24 protein-coding genes and 2 pseudogenes are annotated in these 19,709 nt (G+C 64.6%); 3 read left to right on the top strand and 23 right to left on the bottom strand.

Annotated elements, in window-relative coordinates:
* Positions 1-9 precede the first annotated feature (9 nt).
* The 12 genes and pseudogenes from HBF25_RS07185 to merT all read right to left on the bottom strand — a co-directional run bounded on the left by HBF25_RS07185 (position 10) and on the right by merT (position 8,218).
* Complete coding sequence (locus HBF25_RS07185) at positions 10-417, bottom strand: hypothetical protein (protein WP_003116821.1); 408 nt, start codon at positions 415-417, stop codon at positions 10-12.
* Positions 418-521: 104 nt separating this feature from the next.
* The gene (locus tag HBF25_RS07180; protein WP_003116822.1) at positions 522-863 is read right to left on the bottom strand and encodes a hypothetical protein; all 342 of its coding nucleotides are present in this window, start codon (positions 861-863) and stop codon (positions 522-524) included.
* Positions 864-957: 94 nt separating this feature from the next.
* Positions 958-1,647 carry a DUF3275 family protein gene (locus HBF25_RS07175; protein ID WP_003116823.1) on the bottom strand — a complete coding sequence of 230 codons (690 nt, stop codon included), beginning with the start codon at positions 1,645-1,647 and terminating at the stop codon, positions 958-960.
* Between the two features lie 94 nt (positions 1,648-1,741).
* On the bottom strand, positions 1,742-2,569 hold the full coding sequence (locus HBF25_RS07170) for a DUF932 domain-containing protein (RefSeq protein ID WP_013391792.1): 828 nt from the start codon (positions 2,567-2,569) through the stop codon (positions 1,742-1,744).
* A 145-nt stretch (positions 2,570-2,714) separates the two neighbouring features.
* On the bottom strand, positions 2,715-3,620 hold the full coding sequence (locus tag HBF25_RS07165; protein WP_003116825.1) for a DUF3577 domain-containing protein: 906 nt from the start codon (positions 3,618-3,620) through the stop codon (positions 2,715-2,717).
* A 310-nt stretch (positions 3,621-3,930) separates the two neighbouring features.
* Positions 3,931-4,381, bottom strand: a pseudogene (locus HBF25_RS22525) (XF1762 family protein).
* A 141-nt stretch (positions 4,382-4,522) separates the two neighbouring features.
* Positions 4,523-4,807, bottom strand: a complete 285-nt coding sequence (locus HBF25_RS07155; RefSeq protein WP_031629745.1) for a DUF3085 domain-containing protein — start codon at positions 4,805-4,807, stop codon at positions 4,523-4,525.
* Positions 4,808-4,852: 45 nt separating this feature from the next.
* Positions 4,853-5,371: pseudogene (locus HBF25_RS22650) on the bottom strand (Tn3 family transposase); the annotation flags it as partial.
* Positions 5,335-5,850 carry a Tn3 family transposase gene (locus HBF25_RS22645; protein ID WP_003098931.1) on the bottom strand — a complete coding sequence of 172 codons (516 nt, stop codon included), beginning with the start codon at positions 5,848-5,850 and terminating at the stop codon, positions 5,335-5,337. The gene HBF25_RS22645 and the pseudogene HBF25_RS22650, both read right to left, overlap by 37 nt.
* 18 nt (positions 5,851-5,868) lie before the next feature.
* Positions 5,869-7,557 carry a mercury(II) reductase gene (gene merA / locus HBF25_RS07145; protein WP_003098932.1) on the bottom strand — a complete coding sequence of 563 codons (1,689 nt, stop codon included), beginning with the start codon at positions 7,555-7,557 and terminating at the stop codon, positions 5,869-5,871.
* A gap of 10 nt (positions 7,558-7,567) precedes the next feature.
* Complete coding sequence (merP, locus tag HBF25_RS07140; protein WP_003116826.1) at positions 7,568-7,855, bottom strand: mercury resistance system periplasmic binding protein MerP; 288 nt, start codon at positions 7,853-7,855, stop codon at positions 7,568-7,570.
* Between the two features lie 12 nt (positions 7,856-7,867).
* Complete coding sequence (gene merT / locus HBF25_RS07135) at positions 7,868-8,218, bottom strand: mercuric ion transporter MerT (RefSeq protein ID WP_003116827.1); 351 nt, start codon at positions 8,216-8,218, stop codon at positions 7,868-7,870.
* 71 nt (positions 8,219-8,289) lie between these two features.
* On the opposite strand from merT, the gene merR reads away from it, so the two are divergent.
* Positions 8,290-8,697, top strand: coding sequence for a mercury resistance transcriptional regulator MerR (gene merR / locus HBF25_RS07130; protein ID WP_003098939.1), 408 nt, complete (start codon positions 8,290-8,292; stop codon positions 8,695-8,697).
* 261 nt (positions 8,698-8,958) lie between these two features.
* Here merR and HBF25_RS07120 read toward each other — a convergent pair whose 3' ends face one another.
* The 9 genes from HBF25_RS07120 to HBF25_RS07080 all read right to left on the bottom strand — a co-directional run bounded on the left by HBF25_RS07120 (position 8,959) and on the right by HBF25_RS07080 (position 17,166).
* On the bottom strand, positions 8,959-9,783 hold the full coding sequence (locus HBF25_RS07120) for a hypothetical protein (RefSeq protein ID WP_003098941.1): 825 nt from the start codon (positions 9,781-9,783) through the stop codon (positions 8,959-8,961).
* A gap of 288 nt (positions 9,784-10,071) precedes the next feature.
* Positions 10,072-10,350 carry a hypothetical protein gene (locus HBF25_RS07115; RefSeq protein ID WP_003116828.1) on the bottom strand — a complete coding sequence of 93 codons (279 nt, stop codon included), beginning with the start codon at positions 10,348-10,350 and terminating at the stop codon, positions 10,072-10,074.
* 97 nt (positions 10,351-10,447) lie between these two features.
* On the bottom strand, positions 10,448-11,185 hold the full coding sequence (locus HBF25_RS07110; protein ID WP_003116829.1) for a DUF5983 family protein: 738 nt from the start codon (positions 11,183-11,185) through the stop codon (positions 10,448-10,450).
* An 83-nt stretch (positions 11,186-11,268) separates the two neighbouring features.
* Entirely contained in the window at positions 11,269-11,955 is a 687-nt protein-coding gene (locus HBF25_RS07105) for a hypothetical protein (protein ID WP_003116830.1), read from the bottom strand.
* Positions 11,956-12,137: 182 nt separating this feature from the next.
* A complete protein-coding gene (locus tag HBF25_RS07100; RefSeq protein ID WP_003116832.1) occupies positions 12,138-12,530 on the bottom strand; it encodes a hypothetical protein in 393 nt (130 codons plus the stop codon).
* A 21-nt stretch (positions 12,531-12,551) separates the two neighbouring features.
* Positions 12,552-12,764, bottom strand: coding sequence for a hypothetical protein (locus tag HBF25_RS07095; protein WP_003116833.1), 213 nt, complete (start codon positions 12,762-12,764; stop codon positions 12,552-12,554).
* A gap of 337 nt (positions 12,765-13,101) precedes the next feature.
* Entirely contained in the window at positions 13,102-13,407 is a 306-nt protein-coding gene (locus tag HBF25_RS22640) for a hypothetical protein (RefSeq protein WP_223656317.1), read from the bottom strand.
* A 342-nt stretch (positions 13,408-13,749) separates the two neighbouring features.
* A complete protein-coding gene (gene lspA, locus HBF25_RS07085) occupies positions 13,750-14,250 on the bottom strand; it encodes a signal peptidase II (protein ID WP_003098955.1) in 501 nt (166 codons plus the stop codon).
* Between the two features lie 3 nt (positions 14,251-14,253).
* Positions 14,254-17,166, bottom strand: coding sequence for a heavy metal translocating P-type ATPase (locus tag HBF25_RS07080; RefSeq protein WP_003098961.1), 2,913 nt, complete (start codon positions 17,164-17,166; stop codon positions 14,254-14,256).
* Between the two features lie 91 nt (positions 17,167-17,257).
* Between HBF25_RS07080 and cadR the strand changes: the two genes are divergently transcribed.
* Positions 17,258-17,656, top strand: a complete 399-nt coding sequence (gene cadR, locus HBF25_RS07075) for a Cd(II)/Pb(II)-responsive transcriptional regulator (protein ID WP_003098965.1) — start codon at positions 17,258-17,260, stop codon at positions 17,654-17,656.
* 67 nt (positions 17,657-17,723) lie between these two features.
* Here the strand turns inward: cadR and HBF25_RS22635 are convergent, their stop codons facing one another.
* Together HBF25_RS22635 and HBF25_RS22015 are read right to left on the bottom strand one after the other, a co-directional pair.
* Entirely contained in the window at positions 17,724-18,086 is a 363-nt protein-coding gene (locus tag HBF25_RS22635) for a DUF3703 domain-containing protein (RefSeq protein ID WP_196495817.1), read from the bottom strand.
* A gap of 24 nt (positions 18,087-18,110) precedes the next feature.
* Entirely contained in the window at positions 18,111-18,320 is a 210-nt protein-coding gene (locus HBF25_RS22015; RefSeq protein ID WP_014747696.1) for a sterol desaturase family protein, read from the bottom strand.
* Positions 18,321-18,731: 411 nt separating this feature from the next.
* Here HBF25_RS22015 and HBF25_RS07065 point away from each other — a divergent pair, with 411 nt between their 5' ends.
* On the top strand, positions 18,732-19,367 hold the full coding sequence (locus tag HBF25_RS07065; RefSeq protein ID WP_021195296.1) for a cation efflux transmembrane domain-containing protein: 636 nt from the start codon (positions 18,732-18,734) through the stop codon (positions 19,365-19,367).
* The last annotated feature ends 342 nt before the right edge of the window (positions 19,368-19,709 follow it).

Below are 19,709 nucleotides of genomic sequence, written 5' to 3'. Positions count from 1 at the left end.
CCTCCTGGCTCAGGCCATCGACGCCGCGGCGGATGCCGCGGATGCCGTGGGTGTGCGCCGCCGGGCGTGGTAGGCGCGAACGCCTGCACGCCAGTCGGCGGACTGCTCCGGTGCGAGGTCCAGATAGGACAGCGGGCACGTGTAGTAGTACGGGTGCATGGACTCGTCCAAGGACTTGTAGCCCCACTGGCCGCCGCTTCGTTCAAGCAGATCGCAGCGGATGTAGCGCAGGGACTGGCCCGGTGCGAGATCACGATGCACGCCTTCGACCTTGGCGGTCACTTCGGCGACGGACCACAGCACGTTGCCGCGCAGGGTGTGAGCGATGACCTTGACGCTGGCGCGCTCGGTCTCTTGCGGTGCGATCAGTTCCGCGATCAGTTCGGACCGCGATTGGTTTGAGAAATACCAGCCCATGAGAGGCCTCCTCGAAAAGTTGAGCTGAAGGCCTCCCCGTGGGGAAGAACCCCCAGCGGGTGATGGAATGCCGCATCTGCGGCGAAGGAACCTATGCGTCGCCCTCAATCCCAGTCGTCATCGTCTCGATCACAACCGGCCGGGCAGTAGCCGAACTCGATCCCGTGCGAGCAATAGCCATGCTCCGCATTCCAGTCCTGGGTTTCCTGCCGTTCGGCAGGTGTTGCGTAGTCCCATTCCTGGGCCGCGATTTCGAGAGCCTGAGCACGTTGCTCATCCGGCAAACGATTGGCCTGTGCGTCGATCGCCGAACTGAAGAGCGTCACGTAGTGGTCGTAGGACAAGCCGCAACCGCGCTGGGCGTGTGCGGCGGCCGCTTTGCAAAGGTCCCGCCACGCGGGTTCATCCAGCGTTGAACGCGGGGTATCGCAAGCGATGGTGGACATGATGGAGACCTCCAGAAAATGGCCAGGGCCTCCCCCGCATGGGAAAGGAACCCCGGCGGGTGGATGAAGAACACCGCGCATGCGGCGTCTGCGATCACGCAGGTTTTGGTTCGGCCTGGCGGCTCCACTCCTGCGTCTTGAAGTCCAGCGCGTAGCCCAGCTCGCCCAGGCGGGCGATCTGCGCGCGCAGGGTGCGGCGGTCGATGGTCGAATCCAGTTTCACGGACTCGCCCAGCGGCCACAGCAGGCCGAAGAGCGCGGCGTCACCGTCTTCGGTGCTGCCGGGGGCAGCGGCCGTAGCAGGCGGTGGCGCATCCACGCCGAAGGGCGTGGTATCGACCAGCGGGTCCGCGGACGCCTGCACGGGTGCGGGCTTGGCGGGCCTGGACGCTTTGGTGGGCTTGGCCGGCGTTGCCGCAGGCTGCGCCCCTTGCTCTTCATCGAGCGGATCGACGTCCTGGGTGGCGAAGCTGCGGGCTTCGTCGCGGCTGAGTTTGTCGATGCCGTTGAGCGTCATGCCGTCGAGGCTGGCACGGATCTCGAACCGCATGCCGCCGCCGACCGGATAGGACTTCGGGAAGATGTACCTGATGATGAATTCCCCGTCGTACTTGCCTTCGGGGTACTGCTCCAGCTCCGGGTCTTTGACCTCGAAAGTACCGAGGTGCGTCGCGAGGCGGCCAACCGTGAACGGGCCGTTCTTGCCGCGGATGGTACGCAGCGTGAGCTGGCCGGGGACGACGATGGGCGCAACAGATTTCTCGGAAGCCGATGGGGTTGCCATGATGGTTCTCCTGATGATGAATGACGGGCCGCCGACGGCACCCGGTGGATGAGAGGAAATGGCCTCGCCCGAGGTGGGCGAGGTCCGCGTGGCATCACGCCTTGAGCTGGCGCATGCCTTCGGCCAGCAGCCACAACGCCCGGTTCAGGCGCAGGTTCTGGTCGATGCCTTGCACCGGACGGGTGCGCTGATTGCGGCCGTTGGCCGTGCGTCCGTTCAGGCCCCCTTTGACTAGGTTCTCCTGGACGCGGTTGAAGACGGCCCACAGGTCGTTCTTGCGGTCGTCCCATCGCCGAGGGGCCAGCAGTTGGCTCTCGGTGACAGGCGTGGACTTGGCCGGATCGTCGTACTTGAGTGCGAGCGCAGAGTTCGCAAAGACCTCCGCTTCGCCCTCATCGAGGGTGATGGTGCGCATCGCATCGCGCGCGTTCTGCACGCGCTCGAAACCTTCGAGGACTCCGTAGGCACCTTCGATCACCTGGCTGGCCACGTCGCCCTTGTGGGGAACGCGGATGTCTGCGGTGGTGTCACCGCAAACCAGGCCGTTGTGGCAGACGAACCGGAACATGCCGGCGAGCATCTGATAGCTGCTCGTGCCGTCATGGCTGTTGAGCAGGATGATCTCGTTCGCCTCGTCGCCGTTGATCTGGCTTGCATGGCGAAGTCGGATGAGGTGCTTCGTGTACTCGCGCCGGTCTTCGTTGCGCACGCGCGTCTGACACACCATGAAGGGCTCGAAGCCCTCCTGGCGCAGCTTGGTCAGCACGGTCGAGGTCGGTATGTAGGCATACCGATCGGACCGGCTCCCATGTGGAGCGTCGGCGAAGATCGACGGAACGACGGCACGAATGCGGTCGTCCGAGAGTGGGCGATCAGAGCGCAGGATCGGGGATTGCGGAGCAAAGCGGGATACCAGAGACATGGCTGATCTCCTTTGAGAAATTCGACAACCGCGTGGCCGTGAGACCACGCGGAACTCGGGGGATGAAATGCGCAAGCACGCGTCCTGGGGACGCGGCGTACGTGGGGAGGAAAAGCGACAAGGCCCCGTGAGAGGCCGTGCCGGATCAGAACGAAGCAGCCAATGCCGGCTCCTGCTCCTGGACTTGCGCCTCGGGCTCGCGCTCGGCGGGCTCGGTGGCCGTGTCGATGGCATCGTCGGCTTCGGACGCGGATGCGTCTTCGGCCGGCGGCGCCTCGGCTTGCGCCTGGCTCGTCGGATAGACCTGGGTGCCGTCGATCTTGATGAGACCGATGTGGACCAGCGTCGATTCCAGGCTGGCGGCCGGTTCCCCGGCGTGCTCACCCTTGGTGCGGATGTACGGATCGATCTTCATGTCGTTCAGACGGAAGGCGATCAGCACCTTGCGGTCACCCTCGACGGCCTGAACGCACCGGCGAACCAGGTGCTCGGCTTCCGGGGTGGCGACGATGGTGTCGAAGTACCGATACTCCGGTTCATCGACAGGCCCGGCCAGTGCCGCGACGGTGCAAGAGAGGAACGAGTCGCCAGCTTTTGGGGTGACGTCCTTCACACGATTGAGATAGCCGATGCCGCGGGTGATCAACTCGTGCTGCTCGATCGAAGCCAGTTCGGCCCGGTCGATCAGTTCGGCCTTGAGCAGTCGCGCCTTGAGGGACGCGGCGGCCTGACCCTTCTGCTCACCCTTGTCGCGGATGTACACATCGCCCCACAGGTCACCGAGGCGAAAGCGCACCAGCGGGCGCTGCTTGGGATCGTCAACGCCGATGTAGCGCTGAACGAGCTTCTTGGCCTCGGCACCCGAGACCTTGACGTCGAAGTAGCGGTAGCTGGGGTCCCGGGCGGGGCCGACCAGCGCGGCGATGGTGCATGCCAGGAAAGGCTGCGCACGGCGGCCGCCCCGGACGGGCACTTCACGGACACGCTGGATGTAGCCGATGCCCGAGGTGTGGAGGTCGAAATACGATTTCTCGTTGGACGTGGTGTTCATGGTGAATCTCCATTGGGATGAAGCGGAGACACACCGGCCCACGCATGCGGGGAAGGTGCGTGACCCCGCGGTGGGTTGATAAGGCGAAAGCATCCGCCACCAGAGGCTGGTGGCCGCTCGCGGAAGGATGCGGTGCGAGCTGGCTCGGTCACGCAGTGGGAACTGCGCCGCAACCTCGAAGACCGATGGTTGCCTGGCATGTCGCTGACGACGTCAGCAGGCATGGGGCCAGCATGGCGGGGCCTCGCGCGCGCGGCAGCAATCAATCGGCACCCGGGCGCTTCCCTTTGTCCGCGCCACCCGGCGCCTGTCACAGGCACTTGGCGCCGCGCAGGTGCTCGGGGGTATCGGCGCGCGGACGGCCGGGACGGCTCCAGGCGCCGCCACCGCGCGCGCCGATCAGCCGCCAGCCGGCGGCGCGCAGGCTGGCGCCACCTTCGTCGGGCATGGTGTAGGTGAGCAGGCGTATGTAGCCCAGCGCCCTTGCCGCCTGCCAGGCCGCGCCGTAGAGCTTGCTGCAGGCGCTGGGTGTGCCGTCGGTGCACAGCCGCGTGACTTCCAGCGTCCAGGTGCCGCGCGACCGGGCGGCCGACAATGGCCACGCCGTGGATCAGGTCGCTGTCGCTCAGCGTGACGGCCAGGGCGAACTTCGCGCCCTGGACCGGGCGGTGGTGGCGATGGTGCGACAGAACGAATGCATTGGCCGTGCGCAGCGACACCGGTAGGAGGTGCAGCCTCGGCGAGGTCGATGGCGTGTTCATGCGGTTGTCTCCGGTGGCATGCCGGCGTTGTGGCCGGCGGGGCGTGCCTCGGCGGCTGGAGACAAACGCGCACGCGCGGCGATGGCGGCGGTGCGAACAAAAGAAGGCCCCCGATGCGGGGGCTGCGAGGCGGTTGCCGCGTCAGGCGGGAGGCACCACTGCTAAGGACAGGTGCGTGGCGGTGGCGGAAAGCACGAGATCGTCCGCCGAGTGCTGGAGGCGCGTGAACAGGCCGTCCTTCGGGTCGAAATACTCCGCGAAGTCATCGCCGCCCAGCTCGCGGCCGGCGAGGTGCCACCAGTCATCGAACGGGTCGGTGTCCGGGTTGCATCCGACGGCGTAGGCGAGCAGTGCCTGGCGCCCATCCGGGCGACGCTCCCCACGCTCGGCGAGGAAGTACACGCCCTGATCCTTGACCAGGACAATGCGGCACTGATTGGGGACGTCTCAGAAAACGGAAAAAATCGTACGCTAAGCCGGTTGCAGCGGTCGTAGCGGCCTGAACTTGCCCGCGCCGATCTTGGCGCTGCTGCGCCAGAGGTAATCGCCGGTCAGGTTGATGTGCTCCCAGCCCAGCGGCGACAGGTACTGCAACAGGGCGTCATCGACAGTCTGGCCGTGACCGCGTAAGGCGTTTGAGGCCCGTTCCAGATAGACCGTGTTCCACAACACTATGGCCGCCGTCACCAGGTTGAGGCCGCTGGCCCGGTAGCGCTGCTGCTCGAAACTGCGGTCGCGGATTTCGCCCAGCCGGTTGAAGAACACGGCGCGGGCTAGCGCGTTGCGGGCTTCGCCCTTGTTCAGTCCGGCATGCACGCGGCGGCGCAGCTCGACGCTTTGCAGCCAGTCCAGGATGAACAGCGTTCGCTCGATGCGGCCCAGCTCGCGCAGCGCCACGGCCAGGCCGTTCTGGCGCGGGTAGCTGCCGAGTTTCCTGAGCATCAGCGAGGCCGTCACCGTGCCCTGCTTGATCGAGGTGGCCAGCCGCACCTTGGCGTTGATCGCCTTGCCGGACGCCTGGAACTGCTGCTGATGCTTGTGCTTGGCAGCGTTGAACAGCTTGCCCAGGATGCGGTCGTGCAGGTCGATGATTTCGTCGGTGACGGTGGCCATGCCCTCGATGGCGAGCGCACCAGGGTCGCGTAGCGGCGCTGTGCCTCGAACTTGGCCAGATCGGCGGGCGTCATCTGGCCGCCTTCGCGGGCGATCTTGAGCAGGCGGTTCTGGTGCACCGACCGCTCGATGCCGGAAGGCAGGTCGAGCGCCTGCCAGGCTTTGAGGCGCTCGATGTGTTCGAGTATGTGGCGCGAGTTCGGCTTGACGGGCGACTGGCGCAGCCAGGCCAGCCAGGTCGTCTTGCCGTTGTCGTGGCGCTTGAGCAGATCGTCGAGGCGGTGCCGGTGGGTGGCCGACAGGGGATCGGACAAGGCCGCGTAGATGCGGCGGTTGGCGCGGCTGTAGGCGTTCATCGAACACCTCCCTTTTCCTCATCCGGCGCAACAGGACAGTTGCTTCACGTCCTTGTTGAAGGTCTGCGCCGCGAGCTTCAGTCCCTCGACCATGGTCAGGTAGGGGAACAACTGGTCGGCCAGCTCCTGCACGGTCATCCGGTGGCGGATCGCCAGCGCGGCCGTCTGGATCAGTTCGCCCGCTTCCGGCGCGACCGCCTGTACGCCGATCAGCCGCCCTGAGCCAGCTTCCGCCACCAGCTTGATGAAGCCGCGCGTGTCGAAGTTGGCGAGCGCCCTCGGCACGTTGTCGAGCGTCAGCAGCCGGCTGTCGGTCTCGATGCCGTCGTGGTGCGCTTCCGCCTCGCTGTAGCCCACGGTCGCCACCTGCGGATCGGTGAACACCACCGCCGGCATCGCCGTCAGGTCCAGCGCCGCGTCGCCGCCGGTCATGTTGATCGCGGCGCGCGTGCCGGCCGCCGCCGCCACATAGACGAACTGCGGCTGGTCGGTGCAGTCGCCGGCAGCAAAGATGTGCGGTGCGCTCGTGCGCATGGCGCGGTCGATGACGATGGCTCCCTGCGCATTGACTTCGACGCCTGCCGCTTCAAGGTTCAGGCTGCGCGTGTTCGGCGCGCGACCGGTGGCGACCAGCAGCTTGTCGGCGCGCACTTCCCCCTGCCCGGTGGTGAGCACGAATTCCCCGCCCGCATAGGCAACGTGGCTCGCCTGGGTGTGGTCCAGCACCTCGATGCCCTCGGCGCGGAAGGCGTCTGTTACGGCTTCCCCGATGGCCGGGTCTTCTCGGAAGAACAGCGTGCTGCGCGCCAGGATCGTGACCTGGCTGCCCAGCCGGGCGAAGGCTTGCGCCAACTCGACCGCCACCACGGAGGAACCAATCACGGCCAGCCGCTCGGGGAGCGAGCTGCTTTCCAGCGCCTCGGTGGAGGTCCAGTGGGGTGTGTCCGCAAGGCCCGGGATTGGCGGAAGCGCCGGGCTCGCGCCGGTGGCAATCAGGCAGCGGTCGAAGTTCACCTCGTGCGTGCCGCCGTCAGCGGTCGCCACGGTCAGCGTGCGCGTGTCCCTGAACCGGGCCTCGCCGCGCAGCACGGTGATGGCCGGAGTGCTTGCCAGGATGCCTTCGTACTTGGCATGGCGCAGCTCCTCGACGCGGCCTTGTTGCTGGGCCAGCAGCCGCTCGCGCAGTACAGCGGGCGCTGCGGCCGGCAGGCCAGCATCGAACGGGCTTTCGCGGCGCAGGTGGACGATGTGCGCGGCGCGGATCATGATCTTGGACGGCACGCAGCCGACATTGACGCAGGTGCCGCCGATGGTGCCGCGCTCGATCAGCGTGACGCGGGCGCCTTGCTCCACGGCCTTCAAGGCAGCCGCCATCGCCGCGCCGCCGCTGCCTATCACAGCCACGTGCAGCGCTTGTTCACCGCCAACATGCTTCGTTTCGCCACCGAGCCAGCCCAGCGCCTTGTCTAGCAGGCCGGCAGGCTTGTTCGGCGTGTCGGTAAGCCGTGCGCGATAGCCGAGCGTGGCCACTGCGGCAACCAGCGGGGCCACGCTCACGCCTGCATCCGCCTCGATTTCGGCCTGCCGCTGCGGATAGGACACCGAGGCCGCGCGCACGCCGGGCACGTTCGTCAAAGCCTGCTGGACGTGCTCGGCGCACGACGTGCAGGTCATGCCTTCGATGTGGAGGGTGATCGCCTCGGCCATGATTACGCCCTCACTGCTTGACGCTGGACGGGTAACCCGCGTTTGCGGTGGCCTTGGTCAAGGCGTCGGCATTGGTCTTGGCCTCGTCGAAGGTGACGACGGCCTCCCGCTTCTCGAAGCTGACTTCGGCCTTCTCGACGCCGGCGACCTTGGACAGAGCCGTCTTGACCGTGATCGGGCACGCGGCGCAGGTCATGCCGGGCACCGACAGGGTGACGGTCTTGGTGGCAGCCCAGGCGGGCGCGCTTAGAGCGGCGGCCAGGGCGATGAGGGTGGTGAGGGTGGTGAGTTTCTTCATGGTGATCTCCTTTCAGTAGAACAGCGGCAGGACGTAGGGAAACGCGAGGGCAACCAGAACCAGGGCGGCCACGATCCAGAAGATCACCTTGTAGGCAGTCCGCACTTGGGGCACGGCGCAAACGTCGCCGGGCTTGCAGGCATGGGCTGGTCGGAAGATGCTGCGCCAGGCGAAGAACAGCGCGATGAGCGCTGCGCCGATGAAGATCGGCCGATACGGCTCCAGCACGGTCAGGTTGCCGATCCACGCGCCAGAGAAGCCGAGCGCGACCAGGACAAGGGGGCCGAGGCAGCAGGCCGAGGCGAGGACGGCCGCGACGCCGCCGGTCGCCAGTGCGCCGCAGCCGTTCTTGGGTTCCGACATAAGGTTCTCCTTCCGGGACTTCGCTTGATGCTGTAACGTTACTTCCGTAGTCAACTACGGAGTCAAGCGCCATGGAGAACGCTCAAGAGAATCTGACCATCGGGGCCTTCGCCAAGGCAGCCCGGGTCAACGTGGAGACGATCCGCTTCTATCAGCTCAAGGGCTTGCTACCCCAGCCGGAGCGGCCCTACGGTCGCATCCGCCGCTACGGGCAGGCGGACGTGGCGCGGGTGAAGTTCGTGAAGTCAGCCCAGCGCCTGGGATTCAGCCTGGATGAAGTCGGCCAGCTCCTGAAACTGGAGGACGGCACCCATTGCAGCGAGGCGGCCGAACTGGCTGCTCACCGGCTGGCCGATGTGCGCGCACGCATGGCGGACCTCACGCGGATGGAAGAGGCCCTGTCGACGCTAGTGAGAGAGTGCAACGCGCACCATGGCAATGTTTCCTGCCCGTTGATCGCAGCTTTGCATTGCTGCTAAAGGGCCCACTTCGGCTCTTAGCGTACGATTTTTTTCCGTTTTCTGAGACGACCCCTGATTGGCGATGGCTTCGGTCAGCACGGGGCGCAGGTCAGCGCCTTTGAATCGCAGTGACATGGATGAAATCTCCTGTGTGGAAGAATGAGAAAGGCCTCCATCCGATGGGATGAAGGGCCTGTAGTGCACGCGGCCGGAACGGCTGGAACGCCGTGGCGGATGCCTCGGGTCAGCCGCAGGACCGCCCGGTTTCGCTGCGGGGCGTCATGCCGGGACGGCCTGGCGCTTGCGGGCCGCTTTCGCGTCGAGGATGCTCACGTCGATCTGGCGCCAGCGCCCGTCGTCGATGAGCCTCTCCAGCACTTCGCCGAGCATGTCGAAATACACCTCGTCGTGCCGATCGACCAGTTCGACCGATTCACCGTTCTGACGGTGCAGTTCCACCACGTAGGTGTCTCCGCCGCGGTCGTAGAGGATCGTCACCCGGCCCTCGAACTTCGCGGTCGAGACCGTGAAGCTGATCGCCGGCGGGGTCTCGATGATCTTGGAGGGCGTGGGATCGACCCAGGTGAAGTCGCGGGCACCGGCATCCACCAGCATGTGGGTGATGCGCCGGAAGCGATCGGGGGCCGGCATCTCCTCCAACTGCTCGATGAGCTGGCCCAACTCCATGCACTGCGGCGTGGGAATGGGCAGCTTGGCCGGCGCCGAGCCGAGGATGTGCCTCGTGATGGTGTACGGCGTGCCGTCCGAAGTCTCCTCGGTGATGACCTCCGGCGTGTCCGCGCGCAGTCCGTCGAAGCGACGACGGGCATAGGGTTGGACATGCACCTTGGCGCCTTCGGCAGGAACCGTGGTCACCAGGCTGGGATCGAGCACCGCGAACTCGGAAGGCTTGAGCTTGACGACGATGGCATCGTCGGTCGCGGCGACCACCTTGCCGTCGAAGGGTTGGGGGTCGATGGCGAAGCCCAGCGTTGAGGACAGCGGCTGATCATCGAACACGCGGTACTTGAACGACCGCACGTTGCGGGGCACATGGCCTGCGACCAGCGAAGGCATCATGGATTTGATGAGGGAACGATCCATGGGGAAACTCCTTGAGGAAAAACAAGGGATTCCCCGCCCGCAAGGGAGAGGTCCCTTGTGGGTGGCGTGGATGGACGCGGTAGGTCCGTAGGAAGAAACGACCAGCACGGTTTCCCGCGCTTGCAGCCTCGAAGGTCTCGACTGCCTGGGCATGTGCCGGCAACGCCGACGAACATGGGGCAAGCATGGCCCTGGGGCGGTCTGCCTGCCCGCAGGAAACGGCACCGCACCACAACCGTTTTCCTGTGCTGCGGGCAAGAAAAAGCCCCTCGAAAGGGGCTGGAGGAATCAGGCTTGGTACACGAAGTAGTGCTCGCGCTGACGCGGAAAGAACACGTGTTTCCACGTGTCGCCGCTTGTGTTGCCACCGTCGAAGACGACCATTTCGTAGTCGTCCACGTCGGTGTCCACCAGGTCGGCGCTGGCGATATGGCGCATGTGCAGCGTGCCGCTCATGCGCTCGAATACCAGGATCTGGCCGATGGCATCTTCCTGGCTCATGGCGTTGACGCAGGCTCCGAGTTGGTGCTCGAAGTCGGATGCGGGTGTGATGAGGTCGGGGAACATGGGATCGCTCCTGTGAAAGTGCGCCGGCCCGGCTCTCTGGCGGGAGACCGGGCCGGCATGCGGTGAGGACAAGGAAGGCCGGGGATGTGTGTGGCAGCTATTCGCCGGCCAGCGATAGGCCCGGCAACACGGGTGCGTCGGCATCGAGGATGAGGATGCGCACGTCGGCCTGGCCGGCCAGTTCAAGGATCTGTGCCAGCTCGTCCGGCATGCCCTTGCTGCGGTGCTCCTGCCGAAGCTGCTCGGCGGCGATCCCCTCGACGTCCTGCAGGTGCTGGTCCGTCCAGGGCGTGGAGATCAGCTTGACGCCGATCGCCGGGCTGTAGGGAATCCGGAACGCGATGAACAAAAAGGCCTCCGGCGTCGCGAGGTCAGCCAGGTTGGCCAGGTACTGGCCGGTTTCGCGGCTGATGTGCGCGCTGCTGATTTCCCAGCACCGGCTGTAGTAGCCGGTCTCGAAGCTCAACCGCTGCACGACTTCCCGTGCGGCCTCGGCCGAATAGGTGTCGCCAATGTGGACGGGGCGGCCGTCGAAGTCGTCGCCGTGGATCGCGTACACCACGGCACCCACCATGCCTTCGCCGCTGCCCCCTTCAGCCGCGTCGCATTCGGCGATCAGTGCGGCGCCGACAGGTTCGGTGCCAGTCCTGACCACCGCGAAGTCGCTGGTGATGATGCAAGGAGAAGAAACCAGCGCCGCGTCGCAGAGGTGCTGCTGGCTCGGGTGGATGTTTCGCCAAACATGCGGGCTTCCGTCCTCGTAGCTGATGGACAGCGTGCGGACGATTTTCAGATTCCAGTAGCCGCGTAGAAAGGGATTGGGATTCTGGGACATGGGATTTCTCCAACAGAATAATGATGGAGCAAATCCCCGCCACCGGGAATTGACCCCGGTGGGTGGAAAGAAAGGAAACAGCGTCAGGTGACGCTGATCGTTGGCGTTTGGGCCAATCGCTCGGCGACGCGCCGGCGCAAATTCATGCGGAATGGCTCGTCGCTGACGCCCGCCAGCAGATTGATGGTCTCCAGCGCGATCAGGGCCGAAGCCTCTTCGATGTCGGCGGCCACAATGGTCTTGCGCAATTGGTCGCCGAGCTGGAGGGCCTGGGAGGAGGAGCTGATGAAGCGGACCTCGCGGCTCAGGTAGCAGCCGTTGCCGCCGAACTCGAACAGCCGCGGCTTGCTGCAGTACCAGCAGCCCTCGAACTGGATGGCGGTCAGGTGGTGCCCGTCATCGAACCGGGTGGCGATCAGAAACAATGCGTCGAGATCGGCGGTGTCCTCGAACGAATGACGGTCGATCAAGTTCCCCAGCTCTTCGTCCTCATCGGCACGGAAGTGCACGGCGAGCAGTTCGAGCAGCGGCGGGATCGACAGCCCTTCGTCGTCCGGCATCGGAATACCGAGTTGCGTGGCCAGGTCTTCCAGGCCATCGAGCACGTCCGGCCATTGCGGATTGGTGGTCTCGGCGATCTGGGCGATGTAGGCCTGCCCGTTGCCGGGGTGGCTCTCGTCCAGCGCGAAGGCGCCGAACAGCGCCTGGATGACGGGCGTCACACGGTCGAGCACGAGAACGCCGGTGGCTTCGTAGTAGTTGTTGGCCATGAAGGCTCCTTTCGATGAATGAACGGAGCCAGCCCTTGCGGACGATGGCATCCGCAGGGGAAACCGCCTGATGCCGGATGGCGCTGGGCGGGGAGAAAACGCGAGGGACATGGCCTCGAACGAGGCGCATGTCCCTCATGGGGTCCCGTGAACGCAGTGATGAAGGTGTGCCAGGGACCGGCTCACCAACCGCTGTAGTTCAGCAGCAGGTCGGCGATCACCTGGCGACGTTGCAGATCGAGACCATCGAAGTCCGACAGTCCTTGGAAGTGGCAGCGCTTGAGCATGGCACCGCCCTCGCGCGCGTTGTAGAAGCTGAACATGGCGGACAGGAACATGCGTTCCCCGCTGCTCAGGACGCCGAGTGCGTCGTTGGCACGCAGCATGTCGGGACGCAGATCCCACTTGCTCTTTGCCTGGTTCAGGCCTTCGCGCGTGCCGTCGCCAAACCATTGCGGGCCTGCGATCTCGACGCCGCGCTTCCAGACCTCGAAGAAGGCTTGGGGCGCGGCGGCGAAATGCTGCTCTTCCCGCATGATCTGATCGACGACTTCCTGGGGCAAAAGCTGGTTCATGACGTGGTTCCTCCAGTTGGATCAGGGTGTGGCGAGCTGGGACCAGCCGCCTCTTTCGAGGGCACGTTGAGCCGCGGCATAGCTGCGGAAGTACTGGCAGGATTCCCGCGAAACGGGACCTTCTGTATCGCGCGTGCCGATGTAGTGGCCGGCGGCGCTATGCAGGATTTCGAGCGGCAGGAACTTGCCGCAATGGATCAAGGCCAACTGGCCGAAAGAGGCTTGCTGGGACATGGACGGGCTCCTTGGAAAAAGCGGGGCCTCGTCCCTCACGGGATGGCAGCTCCCGCACGCGGTTGAGAAAAAAGCATCGGCGTCACGGGTGACGCGCGTCCGCAGACTCGATGCGATGGCGGACTGGCGGGTAGCGCGGAAAGAATCCGCGGCAGCCTGGAAACTCTGGCTGCTGGCATGGTGCTGACGAATCAGCGACACATGCGGGCAGCTTCATGCGCGAGGCGAGCCGCGTCAGCCGGAAATCGGCATTTGCAACAGCCCCGATTGGCGAACGCGGAAAAAAGAAAGCCCCGCAATAAGTGCGGGGCTGTCAGGAGGATGAGGCGAAACTGGGTCAGCGAGGCCTGTCGCCCAGTACATGCTGCTTCCACAGGGCGAATGCCTCGTCCGGTCCCAGCTCTGCGAGGATGACGATGGGCTGGCCCCGACGGGCACGCAGCGATGCGAAATACGCTGGCCGGTCGGCGATGGCGTTGAGCTTGATGCCCTTTAGGAACAGCAACTGGCGGGGGCGAACTTTGGTGGTAACGCAGGCATGATTGCGCTTGTTTGGGGCAAAAGGGCCAGCGAAGCGGGCGGACACGGCCAGAAAACCGCGACGAACTACTTGTACTTGCCAGGCGAGGCGAACGGGTGACATCAGCATATCGCTATGCGGTAAAGAAGACCGTCCTAAAGCTTGCAGGATCCCGGCATAGCTTCATCATCACCTCTCCGTGACGGCTCATTGGAACGAAAAAGGCCAGCATCGCCGTGATGGACTTTCATAATTGCCAGGTCAACTGGCTTGCGTGCTGTTTATTCACAGCAAGGCATTGCGACGTCGTTGCAGCAATCGCCGCCATCGCAACAGGGCGTTGCAGCAAAAGCGGCGGTGGGCGCTAGCATGAGGGCCAAGCCGCGGCCGCTCATGCTGGGGGCCGTTCTCTTCAGATTGGTGTCCTGCACCGTGTGCATTGCGAATTTCCGGATCGTCCCAATGTCACTGGGACTCCTTTGTGGCGGCCGGGTTCTCCACGCTCATGAACGACTGGGCCACCAGCGCGATCGCCCCGCCCACGATGGCCATGTCAGCGATGTTGAAGGCGGGCCAGTGCCAGCCGTGCAGGTGAAAGTCGATGTAGTCGATAACGTGCCCGCGCGTGGCGCGGTCGAACGCGTTGCCCAATGCGCCGCCCAGAATGAGGCTGTACGAAAGGCCTTCCGTTTTGCGCAGCGGCCGGGAGAGCAGCCATGCGAGCCATGCCGATATTGCGAACGCGATCGCCAGAAAAAACCACCGCTGCCAGCCGCCCGCGCCAGCAAGGAAGCTGAACGCCGCGCCGGGATTGAGAGCGTGAACTAGGTTGAAGAATGACGCCACCTCGTGCGACCAACCCAAGGGAGTTGTCGCGTCAATGTAGCTCTTAGCTGCCTGATCGCCGGCGAATATAACGATCGCGAGTGAGTACCACTGCGTCTTGCGAAGAGATGGTTCATCCATTGTTCATGCCGCCTTGAACTTCAGGAGGCGCAGCCCATTGACGACAACCAAAAGACTTGCCCCCATGTCAGCGAACACAGCCATCCACATGGTGGCATGCCCTGTGAACGTCAACGCAAGGAACACCGCCTTGATGCCAAGGGCCAGAACGATGTTCTGCGTGAGGATCGCCGCAGTGCTACGCGACAGCCGGATGAAGGCGGGGATCTTGCGCAGGTCGTCGTCCATCAGGGCGACGTCGGCTGTTTCGATCGCGGTGTCGGTGCCGGCCGCGCCCATGGCGAAGCCGATGTCGGCACGGGCGAGCGCGGGCGAATCGTTGATGCCGTCGCCCACCATGCCCACCTGGCCCTCGCCGCCGACCAGGCTTTCGATGGTCTTGAGCTTGTCTTCGGGCAGTTGGTCACCACGGGCTTCAGAGATTCCGACCTGGGCAGCGATGGCCGCGGCCGTGTGCTGGTTGTCCCCCGTCAGCATCAGCGTGCGCACACCCAGCGCCTGCAGGTCGGCCACCGCCTCACGGCTGGTTTCCTTCACGGTGTCGGCCACTGCAAAAATGCCGAGCACGGTCGCATCGTCCATCAGCAGGATCGCTGTCTTGCCTTGGCGCTCCAGGGTCTCCAGCCGAGCCTGGAGCGTCGCTTCGCTCAGGCCCAGCTCCTGGGCGAGCCTGTGGTTGCCCATGTGCAACATGCGCCCGGCGACGCGGCCGCGCACGCCGCGGCCAGGCAGCGCCGCGAAGTCGTCGACCTCGTGCAGCGCGATGCCGTCACGGTTCGCCTTGCGGGCGATGGCCTGAGACACAGGATGGTCCGAGCGTGCCGCGAGGCTTGCGGCCCAGGCGGCAACTTCCTGCGCCTCGCCGATCAGCGGCACGAAGTCGGTCTGCTCGGGCTTGCCATGTGTGAGTGTGCCGGTCTTGTCCAGGGCCAACGCCTTGAGCTTGCGCCCGCCCTCCAGGTAGACGCCACCCTTGATCAGGATGCCGCGTCGGGCGGCAGCGGCCAAGCCGCTGACGATGGTGACCGGCGTGGAGATGACCAGAGCGCAGGGGCAGGCGATCACCAGCAGTACCAGGGCCTTGTAGACCCAGTCAAACCATGCGCCGCCGAAGGCGAGCGGCGGCACGACGGCAACCAGCACGGACACCGCGAACACCGCCGGCGTGTAGACGCGGGCGAACTGGTCGACGAAGCGCTGCGTGGGCGCACGGCTGCCCTGCGCGGACTCCACGGCATGGATGATGCGCGCGAGCGTCGAGTCGCTGGCGCCTGCGGTCACCTTGTATTCGAAAGAGCCGGTCTCATTGATGGTTCCGGCGAAGACCTGGTCACCTTCGGCCTTCTCGACGGGCAGGCTCTCGCCGGTGATGGGCGCCTGGTTGATGGCCGATCGACCCGAGGTGATCAGGCCGTCCAGTGCGATGCGCTCGCCAGGACGCACGCGGACCACCGCGCCCTTTGCGACCTCCTTGGCCGGCAGCTCTGTCCATGAGCCATCGGCCTGCCGCACGGTCGCGGTCTCGGGCGCCAAGTCCATCAGCCCCCGAATGGCGTTGCGGGCGCGGTCCAGCGACTTCGCCTCGATCACTTCCGCCAACGCGAACAGGAACATGACCATGGCGGCCTCCGGCCAGTGGCCGATCGCCATGCCGCCGGTGACCGCGATGGCCATCAGGGCGTTCATGTTCAGGTTGAGGTTCTTCAGCGCGATCCAGCCCTTCTTGTAGGTGCTGAGGCCGCCGGTGAAGATCGAAACCAGTGCCAGCACGATCACGGCCCAATGATTGCCGTCGTTGACCCAGTACACGCCTTCGGCGGCCACCGCCGCAACGCCCGAAACCGCCATCGGCCACCAATTGGTCTTGTGCGCGGCCACCGGGGCATCGCGCGGCTCATCAGTCCTCTGGACCTCGGCTTCCATGCCCAGCGATTCGATGGCTTCGACTGCCGGCTTGATCGCGTCGGGTGTGTGCCGAACCGTGAGCGTGCGCTGCATCAGGTTGAAATCCATTCCCTGCACGCCCGGCATGCCTTGCAGCTTGCCGCGGATCAGACTTTCCTCGGTCGGACAGTCCATCTTCGCGATGCGAAGTACCGTGGTGGCTGTCTGCATGTCCTGCCGCGCAGCCTGCATTCCAATGGAAGCAAGCGCCTTCTCGATCGGCGCTGAGGTCGCCAGCGTGTGCTGGACTCCCAGCACACGCTGCATCAGATTGAAGTCGAGCGCGGTCACACCCGGCAGCTTGCCCAGCCGGTCGCGGATCAGCGCTTCTTCCGTCGGGCAATCCATGTTCTCGATCCGGTACGTCACCCGCTCGCCGATCGGCGGCGCGGAAACGGCAGCGGTTGGTTGCTGCTGCAGGGCCGAGGATGGGATCACAGCCGCGGCTTCGATCGGCCCCGTGTGGCCGAAGGTCTGCTCCTTGGCGCGCATGCCGATCGAGGCCAGGACCTGCTCCATCTGCGCGCGTGCCTGAGCGAGGTGTTTCACCGACAGGGTGCGCTCAGCGAGGTCGAAGTCGAGGTCCTGAATTCCCTCGACTGCCCCGAGGTGCGAGCGGATGAGTTTCTCCTCGCTCGGGCAGTCCATGTTCTCGATGCGGTAGGTGGTCGACACGGCGGCGTCTCGGACAGCCTGAGCCTTCATGCCCACCGAATTCAGCGCTTGCTCCAAGGCATCGGCCGAGACTTCGCGGTGCGAAATGGTCAACAAACGCTGCGGAAGATCGAACAGGAGCCGCTCGACACCGGGCATGCCCTCCAGCGTTCGCCGCACCAGTGCTTCCTCATTGCGGCAATCCATGTTGCTCACGTGGAAAACGGTGGTTTCAGTGCTGGCCTGCTCACTGGCGCACGCCGTCTGTTGGCCATTGCCGCCGGAGCAGGCGCATGGGCTGGAAGGTTCTTTGTTCATAGATCGCTCTTCATTGACAAGGTTTTCCCCGGATGCCATCATTAGAAAACCTCTAGTAGATATAGAGTCAAGTTTTTTATAGGAAGCAACCATGATGCGGATCGGTGAACTGGGCAAGAAGGCAGATTGCTTGGTGCAGACCGTGCGCTTTTACGAGTCAGAAGGCTTGCTGCCCGAGCCTGCACGTAGCGAGGGCAACTTCAGGCTCTATGACGAAGTCCATTTGCAGCGCTTGCTGTTCATCCGCCGCTGCCGGGCGAAGGACATGACGCTGGATGAGATCCGTCAACTGCTGAACTTACGGGATCGGCCAGAGTTGGGCTGCGGCGAGGTGAACGCGCTGGTCGACGCTCATATCGCGCAAGTGCGGACCAAGATGAAGGAATTGCGCGCCTTGGAGCGCGAGTTAATGGATCTGCGACGCTCCTGCGATAGCGCCCGAACCTCGCGCGAGTGCGGCATTCTCAACAGCTTGGCCGAGCCCGCCTGAAGCTCGAGCGTGTCATCGGTGCTGGAAGTGATCGGGTCCAGTTCTGAGAGCCACGTGCCGCGCTCCATCATGCGAAAGCGCGCGATTCTGACGTTTTGAGACGGCGTGCGACCGAGGGCGTGGCCCACAGGAGCCAGCGCGAGCCGGACGACCTGCGCGCCGCAATCTCCGCCACCTTACGGGTTCTCCAGGCCAGACCGAGCATCGCGGCGTGGCTGCGCAGGTGCAGGTGCAGGCCAAGGTAGCAGTGCGCCACGACGCGGCCCGACTCATGGGCACGCCACGCAACTCGCGATCGCTTCGCAAGAAGCCGCAAGGCCCGACTCGCGCAAGAATGCGACGTGGGCAAGATCGTATAGCCAGCAGCGCAAGCGTTTGCCGCTGCTGGCCGGCTCCGGAAGGGATAGACAAGCTGCGGGCCGTAGTCCATTGGAAAGTCCATCTTTCTTGAGTGTCACTCTTTGGCGCCCAGCGTGTGCTTTTGCGACCGGAAAGCGCTGAACAAGTGGCCCCCGGGCATCCAGAAATCGCCGTAGTTGACTTGGGCGTCTTCGTGCTCACGCTTGTGATGCCAGCGATGGGCTTCAGCCACCCCGATCAACAATCCCAACGGCCCGACCCGGTATCCCAGATTGGAGTGCTGGAAGGCCAGATGCACGACCAAGAAGCCGAGCCATGCGCCGACGGCCAACCACAGCTTGGAACGCCGCTACTGGCTCAACGGGGAGTGGAAAGGCCGCCCGCCCTCTAGCAAGGCGGCACAAGCGAGCGCGACGATCACTGTGAGTAGCTCCGTCGGAAAAGACGGCCGGCCGGTCGCGAGCTCGCCGAAGAGCACAACCGCAGTGGCGCCACGGATCAGTGGATAGCAGCCATACCGGATGACAGTCGCAATGAAGGGGGCGCATTGGTGCTCATCTGTTCTGTCCTAAAGCTCTGACTGGATTGGAAAACCTTCTAGCTACGGTAGAGTCAAGGGCGTCCGGGAAGACCCTGTGGCAAGTTCGTTGCATCTGCGCCTTGACTCTCCAGCCGCTACAGGCTTCAGCATCCATCGATTTGGAAGGAACAATGCATGGCTGAAAACCACAGAAATCACGAAAACGACGAGTTGGGCCGCCTAGATGCGAGCGATGCGAAGGACCGAAAGATTCTTCTGACTGTGTTGCTGATCAACCTGACGCAGTCCGCCGCCGGCATTGCCCTTGGCATCTGGGCTGGCTCTACGGCGCTGATGGGCGCCGGGTTGGACAACCTCGCCGATGCGTCGGTCTATGCGGTTAGCCTGTATGCCGTCGGTCGTGCGGGAACGGTCAAGGTGGGCGCGGCCCGCTTGTCGGGTTTCTTGCTAATCGGCCTGGCCGCGCTGCTGCTGTTGGAAGTCCTACGCCGCTTCGCTGGAGGGGAAGAGCCTGTCGGCCCAGCCATGATGGCCATGGCCGCGCTGAACGCGGCTTTGAACCTAGTGTGCCTCAGACTACTGCGCCGCCATCGCGGGGAAGATGTGAACTTCAAGGCGTCAGCGATCTTTACCAGCAACGACTCCATCGTCAATGGTGCGATTGTGCTGTCCGGGGTGCTGGTGATGGGGTTCGGGTCGAACATCCCGGATCTGGTGCTGGGCGTCATCGTGGCCGCAATCGCAGCGAATGGGGGGCGGGAAATCCTGCGCGAAGCATCGGAAACAGCTCGCCGTAAGGCGGGCACATAAGGCATGTTTTCGCCCAGTTCATCCCGAGGTTTACCTCTGCAAAAGAGGTAGTCCAGCCTTTGGGCTACGGCCTCGGCTGCAGCCGAGCGTACCATTGGCGATGGCCGCGCGATAGGCGGGCATGCCGTTCTCGACCTCCGTCTGCCGTACAGCAGCGGTGCGCAAGGTTGAGGGTGCATGTCGTCTCTCCTGTTCGTGTGGCCCAGGCCAATGGCCGGGCCGGGACGTTGATGGGCAGGAGAATGGCGCCGAAGGCCCAACGGCCTTCGGCTCGGGAGAAAAGAGGAACCACCCGTGGGCTGATTGGCAGGCCCGGTCGTCGCTAGAACCGTCTGCTCATCA

The sequence above is a fragment of the Luteibacter anthropi genome, from assembly GCF_011759365.1.
In the GTDB taxonomy this organism is placed as follows: Bacteria; Pseudomonadota; Gammaproteobacteria; order Xanthomonadales; family Rhodanobacteraceae; genus Luteibacter; species Luteibacter anthropi.
Note: the sequence above shows the minus strand (reverse complement) of the source record. Positions and strands in the feature narration are given on the sequence as shown.

What these genes read in the sequence shown, in the direction of transcription:
- HBF25_RS07165 (WP_003116825.1), bottom strand. Translation starts at nt 3,620, where the DNA reads ATGAACACCACGTCCAACGAGAAATCGTATTTCGACCTCCACACCTCG.
- cadR (WP_003098965.1), top strand. Translation starts at nt 17,258, where the DNA reads ATGATGCGGATCGGTGAACTGGGCAAGAAGGCAGATTGCTTGGTGCAG.
- HBF25_RS07115 (WP_003116828.1), bottom strand. Translation starts at nt 10,350, where the DNA reads ATGTTCCCCGACCTCATCACACCCGCATCCGACTTCGAGCACCAACTC.
- HBF25_RS07065 (WP_021195296.1), top strand. Translation starts at nt 18,732, where the DNA reads ATGGCTGAAAACCACAGAAATCACGAAAACGACGAGTTGGGCCGCCTA.
- HBF25_RS07080 (WP_003098961.1), bottom strand. Translation starts at nt 17,166, where the DNA reads ATGAACAAAGAACCTTCCAGCCCATGCGCCTGCTCCGGCGGCAATGGC.
- HBF25_RS07110 (WP_003116829.1), bottom strand. Translation starts at nt 11,185, where the DNA reads ATGTCCCAGAATCCCAATCCCTTTCTACGCGGCTACTGGAATCTGAAA.
- HBF25_RS22635 (WP_196495817.1), bottom strand. Translation starts at nt 18,086, where the DNA reads ATGGACTACGGCCCGCAGCTTGTCTATCCCTTCCGGAGCCGGCCAGCA.
- HBF25_RS07180 (WP_003116822.1), bottom strand. Translation starts at nt 863, where the DNA reads ATGTCCACCATCGCTTGCGATACCCCGCGTTCAACGCTGGATGAACCC.
- HBF25_RS07105 (WP_003116830.1), bottom strand. Translation starts at nt 11,955, where the DNA reads ATGGCCAACAACTACTACGAAGCCACCGGCGTTCTCGTGCTCGACCGT.
- HBF25_RS22645 (WP_003098931.1), bottom strand. Translation starts at nt 5,850, where the DNA reads ATGAACGCCTACAGCCGCGCCAACCGCCGCATCTACGCGGCCTTGTCC.
- HBF25_RS07100 (WP_003116832.1), bottom strand. Translation starts at nt 12,530, where the DNA reads ATGAACCAGCTTTTGCCCCAGGAAGTCGTCGATCAGATCATGCGGGAA.
- HBF25_RS07185 (WP_003116821.1), bottom strand. Translation starts at nt 417, where the DNA reads ATGGGCTGGTATTTCTCAAACCAATCGCGGTCCGAACTGATCGCGGAA.
- HBF25_RS07175 (WP_003116823.1), bottom strand. Translation starts at nt 1,647, where the DNA reads ATGGCAACCCCATCGGCTTCCGAGAAATCTGTTGCGCCCATCGTCGTC.
- HBF25_RS07170 (WP_013391792.1), bottom strand. Translation starts at nt 2,569, where the DNA reads ATGTCTCTGGTATCCCGCTTTGCTCCGCAATCCCCGATCCTGCGCTCT.
- merR (WP_003098939.1), top strand. Translation starts at nt 8,290, where the DNA reads ATGGAGAACGCTCAAGAGAATCTGACCATCGGGGCCTTCGCCAAGGCA.
- merA (WP_003098932.1), bottom strand. Translation starts at nt 7,557, where the DNA reads ATGGCCGAGGCGATCACCCTCCACATCGAAGGCATGACCTGCACGTCG.
- merT (WP_003116827.1), bottom strand. Translation starts at nt 8,218, where the DNA reads ATGTCGGAACCCAAGAACGGCTGCGGCGCACTGGCGACCGGCGGCGTC.
- merP (WP_003116826.1), bottom strand. Translation starts at nt 7,855, where the DNA reads ATGAAGAAACTCACCACCCTCACCACCCTCATCGCCCTGGCCGCCGCT.
- lspA (WP_003098955.1), bottom strand. Translation starts at nt 14,250, where the DNA reads ATGGATGAACCATCTCTTCGCAAGACGCAGTGGTACTCACTCGCGATC.
- HBF25_RS22640 (WP_223656317.1), bottom strand. Translation starts at nt 13,407, where the DNA reads ATGTCACCCGTTCGCCTCGCCTGGCAAGTACAAGTAGTTCGTCGCGGT.
- HBF25_RS07095 (WP_003116833.1), bottom strand. Translation starts at nt 12,764, where the DNA reads ATGTCCCAGCAAGCCTCTTTCGGCCAGTTGGCCTTGATCCATTGCGGC.
- HBF25_RS07120 (WP_003098941.1), bottom strand. Translation starts at nt 9,783, where the DNA reads ATGGATCGTTCCCTCATCAAATCCATGATGCCTTCGCTGGTCGCAGGC.